The organism is Flavobacterium ammoniigenes, assembly GCF_020886055.1.
In the GTDB taxonomy this organism is placed as follows: domain Bacteria; phylum Bacteroidota; class Bacteroidia; order Flavobacteriales; family Flavobacteriaceae; genus Flavobacterium; species Flavobacterium ammoniigenes.
In genome coordinates this window covers 714,936-729,841 of the sequence record NZ_AP025184.1, presented here as the reverse complement: position 1 = coordinate 729,841, position 14,906 = coordinate 714,936, and the positions used below count along the sequence as shown (strand labels likewise).

14 protein-coding genes are annotated in these 14,906 nt (G+C 36.0%); 7 read left to right on the top strand and 7 right to left on the bottom strand.

Going from position 1 to position 14,906, the window contains the following annotated elements:
• Window positions 1-16: 16 nt before the first annotated feature.
• Window positions 17-880 (bottom strand): DUF58 domain-containing protein, encoded by an 864-nt coding sequence (locus LPC21_RS03290; RefSeq protein WP_229318084.1) that lies wholly within the window; start codon window positions 878-880, stop codon window positions 17-19.
• A 139-nt stretch (window positions 881-1,019) separates the two neighbouring features.
• Window positions 1,020-2,024, bottom strand: coding sequence for an AAA family ATPase (locus tag LPC21_RS03285; protein ID WP_229318083.1), 1,005 nt, complete (start codon window positions 2,022-2,024; stop codon window positions 1,020-1,022).
• A gap of 212 nt (window positions 2,025-2,236) precedes the next feature.
• On the opposite strand from LPC21_RS03285, the gene LPC21_RS03280 reads away from it, so the two are divergent.
• From LPC21_RS03280 to LPC21_RS03270, 3 genes are read left to right on the top strand one after another with little or no spacing between them, the layout of a single operon-like run.
• On the top strand, window positions 2,237-3,109 hold the full coding sequence (locus LPC21_RS03280; protein ID WP_229318082.1) for an aldo/keto reductase: 873 nt from the start codon (window positions 2,237-2,239) through the stop codon (window positions 3,107-3,109).
• A 15-nt stretch (window positions 3,110-3,124) separates the two neighbouring features.
• On the top strand, window positions 3,125-3,883 hold the full coding sequence (locus tag LPC21_RS03275) for an SDR family NAD(P)-dependent oxidoreductase (protein ID WP_229318081.1): 759 nt from the start codon (window positions 3,125-3,127) through the stop codon (window positions 3,881-3,883).
• Between the two features lie 28 nt (window positions 3,884-3,911).
• Window positions 3,912-5,051 (top strand): ATP-binding protein, encoded by a 1,140-nt coding sequence (locus tag LPC21_RS03270; RefSeq protein ID WP_229318080.1) that lies wholly within the window; start codon window positions 3,912-3,914, stop codon window positions 5,049-5,051.
• 15 nt (window positions 5,052-5,066) lie between these two features.
• On the opposite strand, the gene LPC21_RS03265 is transcribed toward LPC21_RS03270, so the two are convergent.
• Window positions 5,067-5,975, bottom strand: a complete 909-nt coding sequence (locus LPC21_RS03265; protein ID WP_229318079.1) for a glycerophosphodiester phosphodiesterase — start codon at window positions 5,973-5,975, stop codon at window positions 5,067-5,069.
• Between the two features lie 156 nt (window positions 5,976-6,131).
• On the opposite strand from LPC21_RS03265, the gene LPC21_RS03260 reads away from it, so the two are divergent.
• Window positions 6,132-6,857, top strand: coding sequence for a metallophosphoesterase family protein (locus tag LPC21_RS03260; RefSeq protein WP_229318078.1), 726 nt, complete (start codon window positions 6,132-6,134; stop codon window positions 6,855-6,857).
• A 2-nt stretch (window positions 6,858-6,859) separates the two neighbouring features.
• Here the strand turns inward: LPC21_RS03260 and LPC21_RS03255 are convergent, their stop codons facing one another.
• A complete protein-coding gene (locus tag LPC21_RS03255; protein ID WP_229318077.1) occupies window positions 6,860-7,399 on the bottom strand; it encodes a 3-hydroxyanthranilate 3,4-dioxygenase in 540 nt (179 codons plus the stop codon).
• Window positions 7,400-7,440: 41 nt separating this feature from the next.
• Window positions 7,441-8,538 carry an endonuclease/exonuclease/phosphatase family protein gene (locus LPC21_RS03250; RefSeq protein ID WP_229318076.1) on the bottom strand — a complete coding sequence of 366 codons (1,098 nt, stop codon included), beginning with the start codon at window positions 8,536-8,538 and terminating at the stop codon, window positions 7,441-7,443.
• A gap of 129 nt (window positions 8,539-8,667) precedes the next feature.
• Here LPC21_RS03250 and LPC21_RS03245 point away from each other — a divergent pair, with 129 nt between their 5' ends.
• The 3 genes from LPC21_RS03245 (at window position 8,668) to LPC21_RS03235 (ending at window position 10,789) form a co-directional block, all read left to right on the top strand.
• A complete protein-coding gene (locus LPC21_RS03245) occupies window positions 8,668-9,630 on the top strand; it encodes a S66 peptidase family protein (protein ID WP_420828060.1) in 963 nt (320 codons plus the stop codon).
• Window positions 9,631-9,651: 21 nt separating this feature from the next.
• Window positions 9,652-10,011 carry a YraN family protein gene (locus LPC21_RS03240; protein ID WP_229318075.1) on the top strand — a complete coding sequence of 120 codons (360 nt, stop codon included), beginning with the start codon at window positions 9,652-9,654 and terminating at the stop codon, window positions 10,009-10,011.
• A 121-nt stretch (window positions 10,012-10,132) separates the two neighbouring features.
• A complete protein-coding gene (locus LPC21_RS03235) occupies window positions 10,133-10,789 on the top strand; it encodes an aspartate kinase (protein ID WP_229318074.1) in 657 nt (218 codons plus the stop codon).
• A 50-nt stretch (window positions 10,790-10,839) separates the two neighbouring features.
• On the opposite strand, the gene mfd is transcribed toward LPC21_RS03235, so the two are convergent.
• Together mfd and LPC21_RS03225 are read right to left on the bottom strand one after the other, a co-directional pair.
• Complete coding sequence (gene mfd / locus LPC21_RS03230; protein ID WP_229318073.1) at window positions 10,840-14,202, bottom strand: transcription-repair coupling factor; 3,363 nt, start codon at window positions 14,200-14,202, stop codon at window positions 10,840-10,842.
• Window positions 14,195-14,797 (bottom strand): hypothetical protein, encoded by a 603-nt coding sequence (locus LPC21_RS03225; protein ID WP_229318072.1) that lies wholly within the window; start codon window positions 14,795-14,797, stop codon window positions 14,195-14,197. The genes mfd and LPC21_RS03225 overlap by 8 nt, the downstream gene beginning before the upstream one ends.
• Between the last annotated feature and the right edge of the window lie 109 nt (window positions 14,798-14,906).

Genomic DNA, 14,906 nt, shown 5'->3' with positions numbered 1-14,906 from the left:
CCTTTTAATACAATCTTTATCTCGATTTAAAATACCCTAATAATTTGGTTACATAACTTTCATCCACTCGGGTACTCACCACTCCGGCACCTGACTTACTAAAGGTTTCTTTAAAATAGGCCACACGATCGTGATAGTATTTTTCATAATTCATGCGAACTGATTTAGATCCCGTATCTACTAATTGAATTGCACCTGTTTCGGCGTCCAGCATTGGCACCATCCCCAAATTAGGTATTTTTTCTTCGCGAATATCGTACACTCGAATCCCTGTAATGTCGTGTTTTTTAGACGCTATTTTTAAAGTTTGCTCGTATTCCTGTGTCATGAAATCCGAAATAACAAAAACGATGGCTTTCTTTTTTTGTGTTCCCGATAAAAATTTCAAGGCTTGCGCCAAATCGGTCTTGTTACTTTTAGGTTCAAATTCGATCAGCTCACGAATAATTCGCAGTACATGCGAACGGCCTTTCTTGGGTGGGATATACAATTCGATGGTGTCTGAAAACAGAATCAATCCAATCTTGTCATTATTTTGTGTCGCCGAAAAAGCCATCGTGGCGGCAATTTCAGTAACAATGTCTTTTTTAAATTGATTTTGGGAACCAAAACTCTCCGAACCTGAAATGTCGACCATCAACATCATAGTCAATTCGCGTTCTTCTTCAAAAACTTTGACATGCGCTTCGTTATAACGGGCGGTCACATTCCAATCAATAGCACGAATATCATCACCATATTGGTATTGACGTACTTCGCTAAAAGTCATCCCACGTCCTTTGAAAGAGGTGTGGTATTCGCCCGAAAAGATATGATCGCTCAATCTTCGGGTTTTGATTTCTATTTTTCGGACTTTTTTGAGTAGGTCTTTTGTATCCATTTCAATTAGTGTTCAGTAATCCGTTAAAAAGTGATCAGTAAAAGTTCAAATTCTAAAATCATTACTGTATTATAAGTGTTCGATTTAAAGTATTGTTAGTAAACTGAATACTAAAAACCTGAACGCTGAGCACTTATATTTAAGGTACCTCAACTTCGTTTACGATTTTGTTGATGATGTCTACTGAAGTAATATTTTCAGCTTCTGCTTCGTAAGTTACTCCAATTCTGTGGCGCAATACATCGTGAACTACAGCACGAACATCCTCTGGAATTACATATCCTCTACGTTTGATGAAGGCGTAACATTTAGCGGCATTCGCCAAATTAATACTTCCACGTGGCGAAGAACCAAAGCTAATCAATGGTTTTAAGTCGGCTAATTTGTATTTTTCTGGGTAACGTGTGGCGAAAATAATATCCAAAATGTATTTCTCGATTTTCTCGTCCATATACACTTCGCGAACTGCTTCTTGAGCGCGTAAAATTTGTTCGATAGAAACCACTTGGTTTACTTTTTCATAACTTCCGCTTAAGTTCTGGCGAATCACTAAACGCTCTTCGTCCATTTTTGGATAATCAATTACCGTTTTCAACATAAAACGATCGACTTGCGCCTCTGGTAATTGGTAAGTTCCTTCTTGTTCAATTGGGTTTTGAGTAGCCAATACTAAAAATGGCTTATCTAGTTTAAAAGTGGTATCGCCAATAGTCACTTGTTTTTCCTGCATTGCCTCTAACAAAGCCGATTGAACTTTGGCTGGCGCACGGTTAATCTCGTCGGCTAAGACGAAATTGGCAAAAATAGGTCCCTTTTTGATTGAAAATTCATTTTGTTTGATATTGTAAATCATCGTTCCAACAACATCCGCAGGTAATAAATCTGGTGTAAACTGGATTCGACTAAAAGAACCTGCAACGGCTTGCGAAAGCGTATTGATGGCTAACGTTTTAGCCAATCCTGGCACCCCTTCTAATAAAATATGTCCTTGGCCTAAAAGTCCAATTAACAATCGTTCTACCATGTGCTTTTGACCCACAATCACCTTGTTCATTTCCATAGTAAGGAGATCGATAAAAGCACTTTCTCTTTCTATTTTTTCATTAATTGCTCTAATGTCTAAAGTCGATGTATTCTCTTCCATTGTGATATTTTTTAAACCAATTTTAATAGGGTTTTCTTTTGCGAGTGCAAATTGAATTTTTTTTTAGAAGTAGGATGTTAAAGAATGGTTAAAACTTCAACGAAATCGGTAATTTTAAGGATGATTTATGATTGAATTTGTCTATTTTTAAAAACTAGATCCAATTCGGCTAAAAATACTAGATTTACAAAATATAAATACTTCTTACCACAATGAGTAAAACTACTTTATCTCCTATTATTGCTGGAGCAATGAATTGGGGAATTTGGGACAAAAATCTCAACACCAAAGAAATGGACAATATCATCCATCTTTGCTTAGAAAATAAAATTACCACTTTTGATCATGCCGACATTTATGGCGATTACACCACCGAAGCTGATTTTGGAAAAGCCTTAGTTTCGAGTAAAATTGACCGAACTAAAATTCAATTGATTTCGAAATGTGGCATCCAAATGGTGACCAAAAACCGAAACAATTCAATCAAGCATTATGAGTATTCCAAAGACTATATTATATGGTCAGTAGAAAATTCATTAAAAAACTTGGACACAGAATATCTCGATGTATTATTGTTGCACCGCCCAAGTCCTTTGATGCAAGCTGATGAAATTGCCGAAGCGGTAACCCAATTAAAAGCGGATGGAAAAATCGTTGATTTTGGTTTGTCGAATTTCACAGCTTCGCAAACTGAATTAATTCGTCAAAAAACCGAAGTGAGTTTCAACCAAATTCAATTTTCGGCAACCCATCACGAAGCCATGCTCGATGGAAGTTTGGATTATATGCAAACCAACGACATTCGCCCAATGTCTTGGAATCCACTAGGAAGTGTGTTTAGAGAAGATAACGAGCAAACCCGACGCATGAAAAAACTATTAGCACAATTAGTTGCTAAATATGGCGTGGGTTCTGACACGATTTTATTGTCTTGGATTTTACAACATCCTGCTCAAGTAATTCCTATTGCGGGAACGGTAAACGTAGCCCGAATTCAGGCCTTGATGAAAGCAACCGAATTGCCTTTGGAAAAAGAGGATTGGTTTGCAATTTGGAGCGGAAGCATGGGTAAAAATGTACCTTAATTACAAAAGAAAAAAATGAACAAAATAGCCTTAATCACCGGAGCTACTAGCGGAATTGGAAAAGCAACTGCCGAAATTTTAGCCAAAAACAATTATAAATTAGTATTGTGTGGCCGTCGCCAAGATCGATTGGACGAACTTCAATCAGCACTTTCTGAATTCACATCTGTACATACTTTACAATTTGATGTGCGCGATAAAGAAGCCGTTTTTGCACAAATAAGTTCGCTCCCCAATGATTTTTCAGAAATAGATATTTTGATTAACAATGCGGGAAATGCCCACGGATTGGATCCCATTCAAACAGGAAGCCTTGACGATTGGGATGCCATGATTGATGGCAATATCAAAGGTTTGTTGTATGTTTCAAAAGCTATTATTCCGAAAATGACAGCGCGCAAATCAGGACATATTATCAACATTGGGTCTACAGCTGCCAAAGAAGTCTATCCAAATGGCAACGTATATTGTGCTACTAAACATGCCGTTGATGCTTTGAATCAAGGGATGCGAATCGATTTAAATTCATTCGGAATTCGCGTAGGCGCGATTCACCCTGGAATGGTTTCTACCGAATTTAGTAGTATTCGCTTTAAAGGCGATGAAGAAAAAGCGCACAATGTATACAAAGGGTTTACGCCCTTGTATGCAGAAGATATTGCTGATATTATTCATTTTGTAGTGTCCAGACCTTATCATGTGAACATTGCCGATTTAGTGGTAATGCCCACTGCACAAGCTTCTTCAGGAATTGTCAATCGTTCTTTACCATAATATTGCCTATTAAAATAAAAGAACTTGTATGATCAATAAGCGCATTTTAATTAAAAACCTACTTACACATAACGATGAAGGTTCTTTTTATGACAAAAAACGCCAATTAAATTTACATAATCGAGAAGGCAAAGCTAAGTTTTTAAAACACATTTGTTCTTTATCCAATTCCAATCCCACCAATAATTCTTATATAGTTGTTGGGGTAGAAGATCAAAATAATGAAATCATAGGTACTGATTTTTATGATGATAGTCGCATTCAAAACTTAGTCAATGCGTATTTGGAAAATCCGCCCAAAATACAATATGAAAATGTGCCTTTCCCTAATTTACCTAAGGATAAAGTAATCGGTTTGGTAACTATTAGAGCTAATTCCAAAAAGGCTTCTTTTAAAAAAGGAATTTATACTATTCCTATTCATAGCACATTTATACGAATTGGGAGTAACACTACTCCTGTTGAAAGTGGTTTTGAAAACAATTTTCAAAACCACGAAACCGTTATTGGAATTGAAAACAATTCAAGAAATAGTATTGAATATACATTAGACAATGTCATTGACTTTTTGAATTTTAGACACAAAGACATTAACCCTAAATACAAAGTGTTTAAAGAATTATTTGTTATATGTTGGGCAGGAATTGAAAAGAAATCTAAAAATACAACCTACTTATCTAGAGTCGATATTGAACTTATCAATGAACAAATTAAACTGTTTTATTCTGCTCAAGATGTGGTTGAGATTACATTTAATGAAGATAGTTTTACCATAATTGAATATGTCCCTTTGGATCTAAATGATAAAATAGACTATTACCCTCTCGAAGAACAAACCATTCATTTTCAAGAAAATGGCTATTATAATATAAGCCGAAAAATACTTTTTCAACCGCCATCATTTAACAAAAAAATATTACATCATATCTATAATAACAATATCTCATTGCTCAAAAAACTAGAAAATCAAAGAAATTTGACAAAATCAGAACAAAAAGACTTGGAAAATTTACCCTCCACTTTTATGGTTTGTTATCTCAATGGTTTTGAAAATGCAAAACAAAAATTGATTGACGCAAAGCAATTACTAAAACCTTTTCCTCAAATATATTCGTCATTTAAAGAATCATTACGCATTTTAAGAAAATTGAAATACGATGTCCAATAAACATTCTGTTTATTCCTATTCTTCAAAAAATAAATTGGGATAATCTGTAATAATTCCATCAACTCCGAGGGCAACAAATCTTCGAATGGTTTCTAGATCATTAACTGTCCACGGTATTAGTTTAATCTTTTTCGATCTACACTCTTGAACCAAATTTAAGTCTACTAACTCTTGTGCAGGACTATAAATGGTTGGTGTAAATCCTAAGTCTTCAATTTGTTTTTCGAATGATTTTTTGTCAAATGCCTCAACCAATAAAGCGGTTTTTATAGATGGATATTTTTGATGTAAATACTGTAAAGACCTACTGTCAAAAGACTGAACAATAACTCTGTTTTGAATCTTTTTTTCAAGAATCACTGCCATCATCAAATCAACAAATTCTTGTGGTTCAGGATGATATACATTATCTGTCTGTGGTTGTATTTTAGTTTCAATATTATAAAAAAGCGGTTGTTTATTATTGGTTTTGGCATGCATTTCTACTGAATCAATAACCTCCGCAAGTAATGGTTTATTCACTTTAATTTTTTGTTGTTGCAAAAATCTGGGGTGAGCTTTTTGTCCAACATCATATTTCTTGACCTCTGAATACACCATTTCATAGATATTCAATTCTCTTTCATTAGATTCTGAAACATATTCCCCATTAGGAAGTGTCGTGATTTCATGATTAAAAAAAGGTTCGTGACTCAAAATAACTTTTTTGTCTTTTGTGATTACTAAATCCATCTCGAGTGTTGTTGCCCCTAAATCTATAGCCTTTAAAAATCCCGGAATAGTATTTTCGGGATACAAACCCCTACAGCCTCGATGACCTTGTTTATCTAATTGCTCCATATTTATAGAGGATTGAGCTAAAGAAACCAATGAAAAATTCATAAGCAGAATTAGTAAATACATTTTACAATTAATACCTTTCATTGGATTCAAAATTTTGATGTTTGTGACTAAATAACAAATCTAAGTAAAATAAAAAAAGGGATGCAAAATCCAAGATTAACTTTAAGTCAATTTAGTTACAAGTGGTGTGATTTAGATTAAAGTGATTTGTGTTATTTTTGTAGGAGATACCAATTTATGAGAACATTAGTTATAGGCGATATTCATGGTGGCTTGCGTGCACTACATCAAATTCTAGAAAGAGCCAAAGTCAGCCCAAATGACAAACTGATTTTTTTAGGAGATTATGTCGATGGTTGGAGCCAATCGCCTGAAGTGATTGACGCGCTAATTGCCATGAAAGCAACACATACTATAGTTTGTATTCGTGGCAATCATGATGATTTGCTGTTGGAGTGGTTGAAAAACGGAACCGATAATCCGCAATGGTTTGATCATGGTGGAGAAGCTACTGTTACGGCCTATCAAAATCGCGATGCTGCCACTTTAGCTGCCCATATCCATTTCATAGAATCATTAGTAGATTTCCATCTAGACGAACAAAATCGATTGTTCATTCATGCCGGATTTACCAATGTGAATGGGGTTGATTTTGAATATTTTCCAAAGCTTTTTTATTGGGATAGAAGCCTCTGGGAAACTGCTTTGGCTTTGGACAAAAACATGAAAACTACTGATTTGGCTTATCCAAAACGACTTAGGTTGTATAACGAAATTTTTATTGGACATACTCCCGTATCGCGAATTGGAAAAACTATTCCCGTTCAAATGGCGAATGTTTGGAATGTTGATACCGGAGCCGCTTTTAGAGGTCCATTAACTATTATGGATGTGGATTCTAAAAACTATTGGCAGAGTGAAAATTTAGATATGTTATACCCTAATGAAAAAGGGAGAAACTAAAATTATTTTTTAGCCACAAATCTTGGATCGGTATCCATAACCGTCCCACAATTGGAACAAGTGCGCAAAGCTTCTGATCCGTAGAAATGTTCAAAATGAGACAAGAAGTCTTTCTCAATATTGTGCAGCTCAAAATAGACTTCGTATAATTTGTGATTGCACGAATCACAATGCCAAAGCAAACCATCTGTAAATCCTAAGCCGGCTCTTTTACGCTCAATCACCAAGCCTATGGAACCCTCTGAACGAACTGGAGAATGGGGAATTTTAGCTGGATTCAAGTACATGTCTCCGGCCTGCAATTTCATTTCTTTGCGTTTTCCGTCTTCCTGAATGACTACTGTAATACTGCCTTCTAATTGGTAAAATAATTCTTCCGTTTCGTTATAATGGTAATCTTTTCGGGCGTTGGGTCCCGCCACGATCATAACAATATAATCTCCCGATTCAGTATATACATTTTTATTCCCAACTGGCGGTTTCAATAAATGACGGTTTTCATCAATCCATTGATTCAGGTTGAACGGTTTTGCAATAGCCATAGTCTAATTTTTGAAAGCGTAAATTTAGTCAAATATCTTGGCTAATTTTTCTCTTTGATCAAATAAATATAGACTGGAAAATGATCGCTAAAACCAATTTCGGTAGCCGAATGTCGCAAAGGATATCCTTTGAAGGATCCCGATTTTTGAATTAAAAAAGACTTATTGTAAATTCCTGCTTTCCAGAATTGCCAAGAAGAATACTCGTTTTTCAACAATGATTCTGAGACCATTATTTGGTCAAAAATATCCCAAGCATCGCGATGTGCAATGGTACCCATCCCTCTTTTTTGCATTTCTTCAAAAGGATTGAAAATGCCAAATTGCGGAGTTTCCCTTTTTTTGTCCTTAGCGCCCAAAGCAATTTTTACGCTTTTGTTATAGGGCCCATCATTTAAATCACCCATGGTGATCACTTTGGCATTGGGATTAATTTGCTGTAGCGAATCCATTATTTTTCTATTTAAGGCTCCTGCCGCTTCCCGAAAGGGGCTCGATCGTTGCTCTCCGCCTGAGCGAGAAGGCCAATGGTTGACAATCAGATGGATTTCTTCGCCCTCTAAAAATCCTGTAACCAAGAGTTGATCTCGTGTATACACTCTTTTATTCTTGGGACTGACTATTTCAATATCATCCGTGCTTTCAGCTGTCTCATTCTTGGGTTTTGCTTCTCCTTGGAACACATACAATGGGATATTGGCATAGGAAGTTGGCTGAAAAAAGTTTTTCCGATACAATAAAGCAACATCAATCCCTCTTTTGTCTGGAGAGTCAAAATGGATAATGCCGTACGTTTTATCCGCTAAGTTGGGTTGCTGGATTAGATCCTCTAACACGCCTCTATTTTCTATTTCGCACCCGCCAATGAAGGTTGGAGATTCTGGATTTTCTGAGCTGCCAATTTCTGCCAAAACTCGAGCAAGATGGGTTAACTTGTTTTGGTATTTGTCAAAAGTCCAATGTTGAGAACCTTTTGGTGTCCAATCTTCATCAAATGTGTTAGGATCATTTATGGTGTCAAACAAATTTTCAAAGTTGTAAAACGCAACTGTATGAATTAGGAATTTTTTAGATTGTCCAAAGGATTTTAAAGACAAAGACACTAACAGAAGACTACAAAGAATGGGGCAGATTCTCATAACTATAGGATTTAGGACAGTAATTAATGGGTGGAGTAAAACTAAGAAATTGGGAGGGAAATAAAAAGTGATTTCGGATTTGTCTATATTTGTTTAAAAATAAATACTGTTGAACAACAGATTTCATTTATGAGAAAAACTTTCTACTTATTCATTATAAGTTTACTTTCTATCACTATGCAAGCCCAAACGACTATGATTACACCACCCTATTTACAAAAAGGAGATACTGTTGCTATTTTAGCCACTGCCCGAAAACATATCGTGAAAAGCATGCAGCCTACTATTGATTTATTAGAAAGTTGGGGCCTTAACGTTGTTATTGGGAAAAGTATTGGCTTAGAAGAAAATCAATTAGCCGGAAGTGATGAACAACGTGCTGCCGATTTACAAGAACAATTAGACAATCCCAATATTAAAGCTATCTGGTGTGCTCGCGGGGGTTACGGCACCGTAAGAGTAGTCGATTTAATTGATTTCACACAGTTTAAAAAATCTCCAAAATGGTTGGTAGGGTTTAGCGATGTTACCGTTTTACACAGCCATTTGAATACGATGGGCTACAAATCCATTCATGGCATTATGCCTATTAGTCTTGCTAAAGCGAGTAAGGAAGCGATTGAAAGTTTGCGTTTGTCTTTATTTGGACAACCTTTACAATATGCCATTGATCCGCATCCTATGAACCGATTAGGTAAAGCGACTGGCGAAGTAGTAGGAGGTAATTTATCTATCTTATATAGCTTATTGGGTTCGCCCTCAGCTATTGATTGCAAAGACAAAATTTTATACATCGAAGATTTGGACGAATACCTGTACCATATTGATCGTATGATGATGAACTTGAAACGTAACGGTTGTTTGGAAAGTCTCAAAGGAATCATTGTAGGTTCTATGACCGATATGAAAGACAACGATATCCCTTGGGGGAAAAATGCCCTTGAAATTGTTCAAGATGTGACAAAACAATATAACATTCCTATGGTTTTTAACTTTCCTGCTGGTCACATTCACGACAACAGAGCCTTGATTTTAGGCGCTACTGCTACAATTGAAGTAACTGAAAATTGTAGTACTGTGGTGTTTGAATAACTCTATTTAATCTTCATTGATATGGCCGAACACAACGAATTAGGAAAACTTGGAGAAGAACTAGCGGCCGAATACCTTCAAAAAAATGGTTATGCTATTTTGGAAACCAATTGGGTATTTCAAAAAGCTGAAATTGATATTTTGGCACAAAAAAACAACACCTTAGCTGTTGTAGAAGTAAAAACCCGATCTTCAATTGAATTTGGTCTTCCACAAGACTTTGTAAAGCCAAAAAAAATCCAATTATTAGTAAAAGCAGTTCATGCTTATGTAACCGAAAACGATTTAGATCTAGACGTGCGATTTGACATCATAGCTATTAGTAAAAAAGACCAAGAATTTGTTATTGAACACCTTACAGACGCGTTTTTTCATTTTTGAGTATATTTTTTAATGTTATATTTGTAACAAATTGTTTTTTTATTTATATTTGCTGCGGTTTTTAACACAACTACAACAACCTAACTACTATTTTTAAAACAACAACTAAACCCTACCTACTATGAAAACTGTTTCGTCCATTGTAGAAAATTACATCAAAACAAAACCTTTTTTACTAAATGCCCTGTCACTAGGAATTATCAATTTAACGTCTCTTTCTCGCAATATTATGAGTGAATTAGAGAATGAATTTGGCAAAGAAGTAAAACAAGGTGCCATTGTAATGGCCTTAAAAAGATTGACCGAAGAATTGGATTTTAAATTGAACCACAAAATCAATAAAGTCATTAAAAATATCGGAGAAATTACCGTTCGTTCTGAATTGACCGATTATACTTTTGCCGCTTCAGAAAGCGTATTGAATAAACAAGCTGATTTAATTACAGATATTAATAGTCATTCCGATATTTTTTATACTTCGTCAAGAGGGGTGAATGAAACGAATATCGTAGTAAGTAGCAGCGTGAATCATTTGGTTGACAAACATTTTGCCAACGAAAAATTAATTCAAAAACTAGAAAATTTAGCTTCCATTACGGTGAAATTACCCAAAGAAAATATTGTAGTTCCAGGAATATATTATTTCATTTTCCAACGCTTGGCTTGGGAAGGAATTATTATCAATGAGGTGATTTCAACTTCGAATGAGTTTACCATATTAGTAAGCGAAAATGAAGTCGATGTAGCTTTCAAAGTAATTAAAGATTTGAAAAATTAAATCCTTTTTAAACAAAAAAAGCCTCCAAATTTGGAGGTTTTTTTTGTTTACTATTTGTCCATCAATTCCATCAACTCTAATGCTTTGCGAATTGATTTTACGTTTTCAAAAGTTAACAACAATCGCAATCCGTTAGGCGTTTGTTTTTCTTTCATTTTGCACAACGCACTTTGCTTTTGCACAAACTGTAATACTTGATGAAAACGTCCTGATTGGTAGTAATTCGATTGTTGATCAGACACAAAATACCCAATCATTTTGCCTTGTTTCATGACCAGCTTTTCGATTCCTAATCGCGTGGCAATCCATTTAATTTTCATGCTGCTCAATAAAGAAATCGCTTGTTTTGGCAACGGACCAAAACGGTCAATCAATTTGTTTTCATAGGCCAAAAGTGATGTTTCGTCTTTGATGTCAGCCAACTCATTGTACAATAGCAATCGTTCCGAAACCGTATTAATATATTCATCTGGGAACAATAATTCAAAATCGGTATCCAATTGCAAGTCTTTGACATATTCTTTGGTTTCAATATCATTTTGCTCAGGATACAGATCCTTGAATTCGTTTTCCTTCAGCTCTTCGATAGCTTCATTCATAATTTTTTGATAGGTGTCAAAACCAATTTCGTTGATGAAACCACTTTGTTCTCCTCCTAACAAATCACCTGCGCCACGAATTTCCAAGTCTTTCATAGCAATATTAAATCCGCTACCTAGTTCACTAAATTGTTCTAAGGCTTGAATTCGTTTTCGAGCGTCATCCGTCATGGCAGAATAAGGTGGACAAATGAAATAGCAAAACGCTTTTTTGTTGCTTCGGCCTACTCGACCTCGCATTTGATGCAAATCAGACAATCCAAAATTATTGGCATTGTTGATAAAAATCGTATTGGCATTCGGCACATCCAAACCACTTTCAATAATGGTAGTCGCTACCAAAACATCAAACTCGCCGTTCATAAAAGCCAGCATCAGTTCTTCAAGTTTAGCGCCTTCCATTTGGCCGTGGCCAATTCCTACGCGGGCGTTGGGCACTAATCGCTGAATCATTCCAGCAATTTCTTTGATGTTTTCTATGCGGTTATTGATAAAAAAGACTTGGCCGTTGCGCTGAATTTCATAGGAAATCGCATCGCGAATCAACTCTTCATTGAAGCCGACCACATTGGTTTCAATAGGATAGCGATTCGGCGGTGGCGTAGTGATTACCGATAAATCACGCGCAGCCATCAACGAGAATTGTAAGGTTCTCGGAATAGGTGTAGCCGTTAACGTCAAGGTATCCACATTGGCAGCGATTGTTTTGAGTTTGTCTTTGACGTTTACCCCAAATTTTTGTTCCTCGTCTACAATCAATAAGCCAAGGTCTTTAAAAACCACATTTTTGTTTACTAACTGATGGGTTCCAATAACAATATCTAGTTTCCCTTCGGCCAATTGCTTGAGGGTTTCTGCTTTTTGTTTGGCCGTTCTAAATCGGTTCAGATAACCCACTGTAACGGGCATGTCTTTCAATCGTTCCGAAAAAGTGCGATAATGTTGGTAAGCCAAAATAGTTGTAGGTACCAAAACAGCAACTTGTTTGCTGTTATCCACCGCCTTAAAAGCGGCACGAATGGCCACCTCTGTTTTTCCAAAACCTACATCGCCACACACCAAGCGATCCATAGGTCGGTCGCTTTCCATGTCGGCTTTAACTTCCTGAGTCGATTTGATTTGGTCCGGCGTATCTTCGTAGATAAACGAACTTTCTAATTCGTTCTGCAAATAACTATCCGGCGCATATTGAAAGCCTTTTTCCAAACGTCTTTTGGCATAAAGCTGAATCAAATTGAATGCAATATGTTTGACGCGCGCTTTGGTTTTTTGTTTTAAAACTTTCCAAGCATTCGACCCTAATTTATAAATTTTAGGAGGCGTGCCGTCTTTGCCATTGTATCTTGAAATTTTGTGCAAAGAGTGAATACTCACATACACAATATCATTATCGGCATACACCAATTTAATCGCTTCTTGTGTTTTGCCTTCGACTTGAATTTTCTGCAAACCGCCAAACTTTCCAATTCCGTGATCGATATGCGTTACATAATCTCCTACCGAAAGTGAAGTCAGCTCTTTCAGGGTAATGTTTTGCTTTTTGGAATAGCCATTTTTGATGCTGAATTTATGGTAGCGTTCAAAAATCTGATGATCGGTATAGCAGGTGATTTGATTTTCTTCGTCAATAAATCCTTGGTACAAAGGCAAAACAACGGTATTGTATTGCTTACGAATATTCTCTGAATTTGCCTCATCCAAGGTTTCAAAAATATCATGAAAACGCTTGGCTTGATTGTCATTGGAACAGAACAAATAGTTTTTGTAACCATTAAAATGATTGTCGTTCAAATTGTTCAACAACAAATCAAATTGTTTGTTGAAAGAGGGTTGCGGCTGCGTATGAAAATCGAACTTTTTGATCGTTTTAAATATTGGCTTAGAATCCAATTCCACCACCGAAAAATTCAGTGCGCGTTTCACAAATTGTTCTTGATTCAAAAATAATTGCTCTGGCGTGGCGTGTTTGATATCCTTAGATAGTGTTTCAAACGCTTCTTCAGCCTTGGCAAATTGCTTGTCCAATTGACTTAATAATCCTTCGGTATTTTGAATACAAATGACCGTTTTTTCAGAAATATAGTCTAAAAAACTTTCGCGATTTTCCTGTAAAAATTTATTTTCTACATTTGGAATAATGGCAATTTTCTTTTGTTGTTCCAATGACAATTGGGTGGCCACATCAAAGGTTCTAATGCTGTCTACTTCGTTGCCAAAAAACTCGATTCGGTACGGATTATCATTGGAAAACGAAAACACATCTACGATACCGCCTCGAACCGAAAATTCGCCGGGTTCTGTTATAAAATCCACTCTTTTGAATTCGTATTCAAACAGTACCTCATTGATAAAATCAATCGAAATTTGGTCGCCCACAGCGACTTTCAAAGTGTTTTTATCCAATTCCTTTCGAGTGACCACTTTTTCAAAAAGCGCTTCAGGATAACTTACAATAATAGCTGGTTTTTTGCGTGAGTTGATGCGATTTAAAACTTCGGCACGAAGCAACACATTCACATTGTCAGTTTCTTCTATTTGATAGGGGCGTCGAAAAGAAGCGGGATAAAACAATACATCTTGGTCGCCCACCATTTGTTCCAAATCGTTCAAAAAATAAGCGGCTTCTTCTTTGTCATTTAAAATCAATACAAAAGGGAGTTCTGATTTTTTAAAAAGTGAGCGAATTAGAAATGAAATCGAAGATCCCACCAATCCAGACAGCTGTATTTTTGCGGTATTATTTTGCCCTAAAAGGGTCGAAATTTGCTCCGTTTTAGGCGAATTGTCGTAAATAGAATAGATAGTTTTACTCAACGCGTGGGAGATTAGGGTCTAGGGTTGTATTTGGAATCGCTCTAGTAGTGTCAAGCATTCTCAACATATCTGATTCGCCTTCCTCAACTGGAATTTTACTTTTTTCGGTAATTTTATCCATTTGCCTTTGCAAAGAAACCAACTCCGCATTGATTTCGCTAATCAAAACAACTACTTTTTTATCCGGAATAGCATCCAAATGAATGAATAAATCCAGTACGCGTACTTTCGTAATTAAAGTGCCTATTCGACTTTTGATTTGTGGTTGTTGGAATTGATAGGGTATGTTATTATTGAGCAGCACCACTTTCTTGGAAAGCTCTGCTGCTTTTTTCTGAAATGCACTAATCGTTTTACTGGGTTTTTGACCTAATTCTTCTAAGAATTGACGAAATTCAGTCCAACTTGCAACACTTTGTTCGGAAGTGGTGTTAATTGGAGCCGCATAAAAATCCCAGCTTTTACTGATATTCTTATAAATCACTTCCTTTTTTTGAGCTGCTTTTTTATTTTCACCAGCAAGTTGCTGATTGTCCTCTTTGCAAGAGGTCAATAGTAAAAAAGTTGCACAAAAACAGACGGCCAAATATTTCATATTCATTTTCTTCGGTGCACAAAGTTACAAACTATATTTACAATACGGAATTACTTAGAAAGATTAACAACTCCATTTTGAATATAAAAGACTTCAAATTATCAATTGA

Coding starts and splice junctions, on each gene's coding strand:
- LPC21_RS03290 (WP_229318084.1), bottom strand. CDS start 880: ATGGATACAAAAGACCTACTCAAAAAAGTCCGAAAAATAGAAATCAAA.
- LPC21_RS03285 (WP_229318083.1), bottom strand. CDS start 2,024: ATGGAAGAGAATACATCGACTTTAGACATTAGAGCAATTAATGAAAAA.
- LPC21_RS03280 (WP_229318082.1), top strand. CDS start 2,237: ATGAGTAAAACTACTTTATCTCCTATTATTGCTGGAGCAATGAATTGG.
- LPC21_RS03275 (WP_229318081.1), top strand. CDS start 3,125: ATGAACAAAATAGCCTTAATCACCGGAGCTACTAGCGGAATTGGAAAA.
- LPC21_RS03270 (WP_229318080.1), top strand. CDS start 3,912: ATGATCAATAAGCGCATTTTAATTAAAAACCTACTTACACATAACGAT.
- LPC21_RS03265 (WP_229318079.1), bottom strand. CDS start 5,975: ATGAAAGGTATTAATTGTAAAATGTATTTACTAATTCTGCTTATGAAT.
- LPC21_RS03260 (WP_229318078.1), top strand. CDS start 6,132: ATGAGAACATTAGTTATAGGCGATATTCATGGTGGCTTGCGTGCACTA.
- LPC21_RS03255 (WP_229318077.1), bottom strand. CDS start 7,399: ATGGCTATTGCAAAACCGTTCAACCTGAATCAATGGATTGATGAAAAC.
- LPC21_RS03250 (WP_229318076.1), bottom strand. CDS start 8,538: ATGAGAATCTGCCCCATTCTTTGTAGTCTTCTGTTAGTGTCTTTGTCT.
- LPC21_RS03245 (WP_420828060.1), top strand. CDS start 8,668: ATGAGAAAAACTTTCTACTTATTCATTATAAGTTTACTTTCTATCACT.
- LPC21_RS03240 (WP_229318075.1), top strand. CDS start 9,652: ATGGCCGAACACAACGAATTAGGAAAACTTGGAGAAGAACTAGCGGCC.
- LPC21_RS03235 (WP_229318074.1), top strand. CDS start 10,133: ATGAAAACTGTTTCGTCCATTGTAGAAAATTACATCAAAACAAAACCT.
- LPC21_RS03225 (WP_229318072.1), bottom strand. CDS start 14,797: ATGAAATATTTGGCCGTCTGTTTTTGTGCAACTTTTTTACTATTGACC.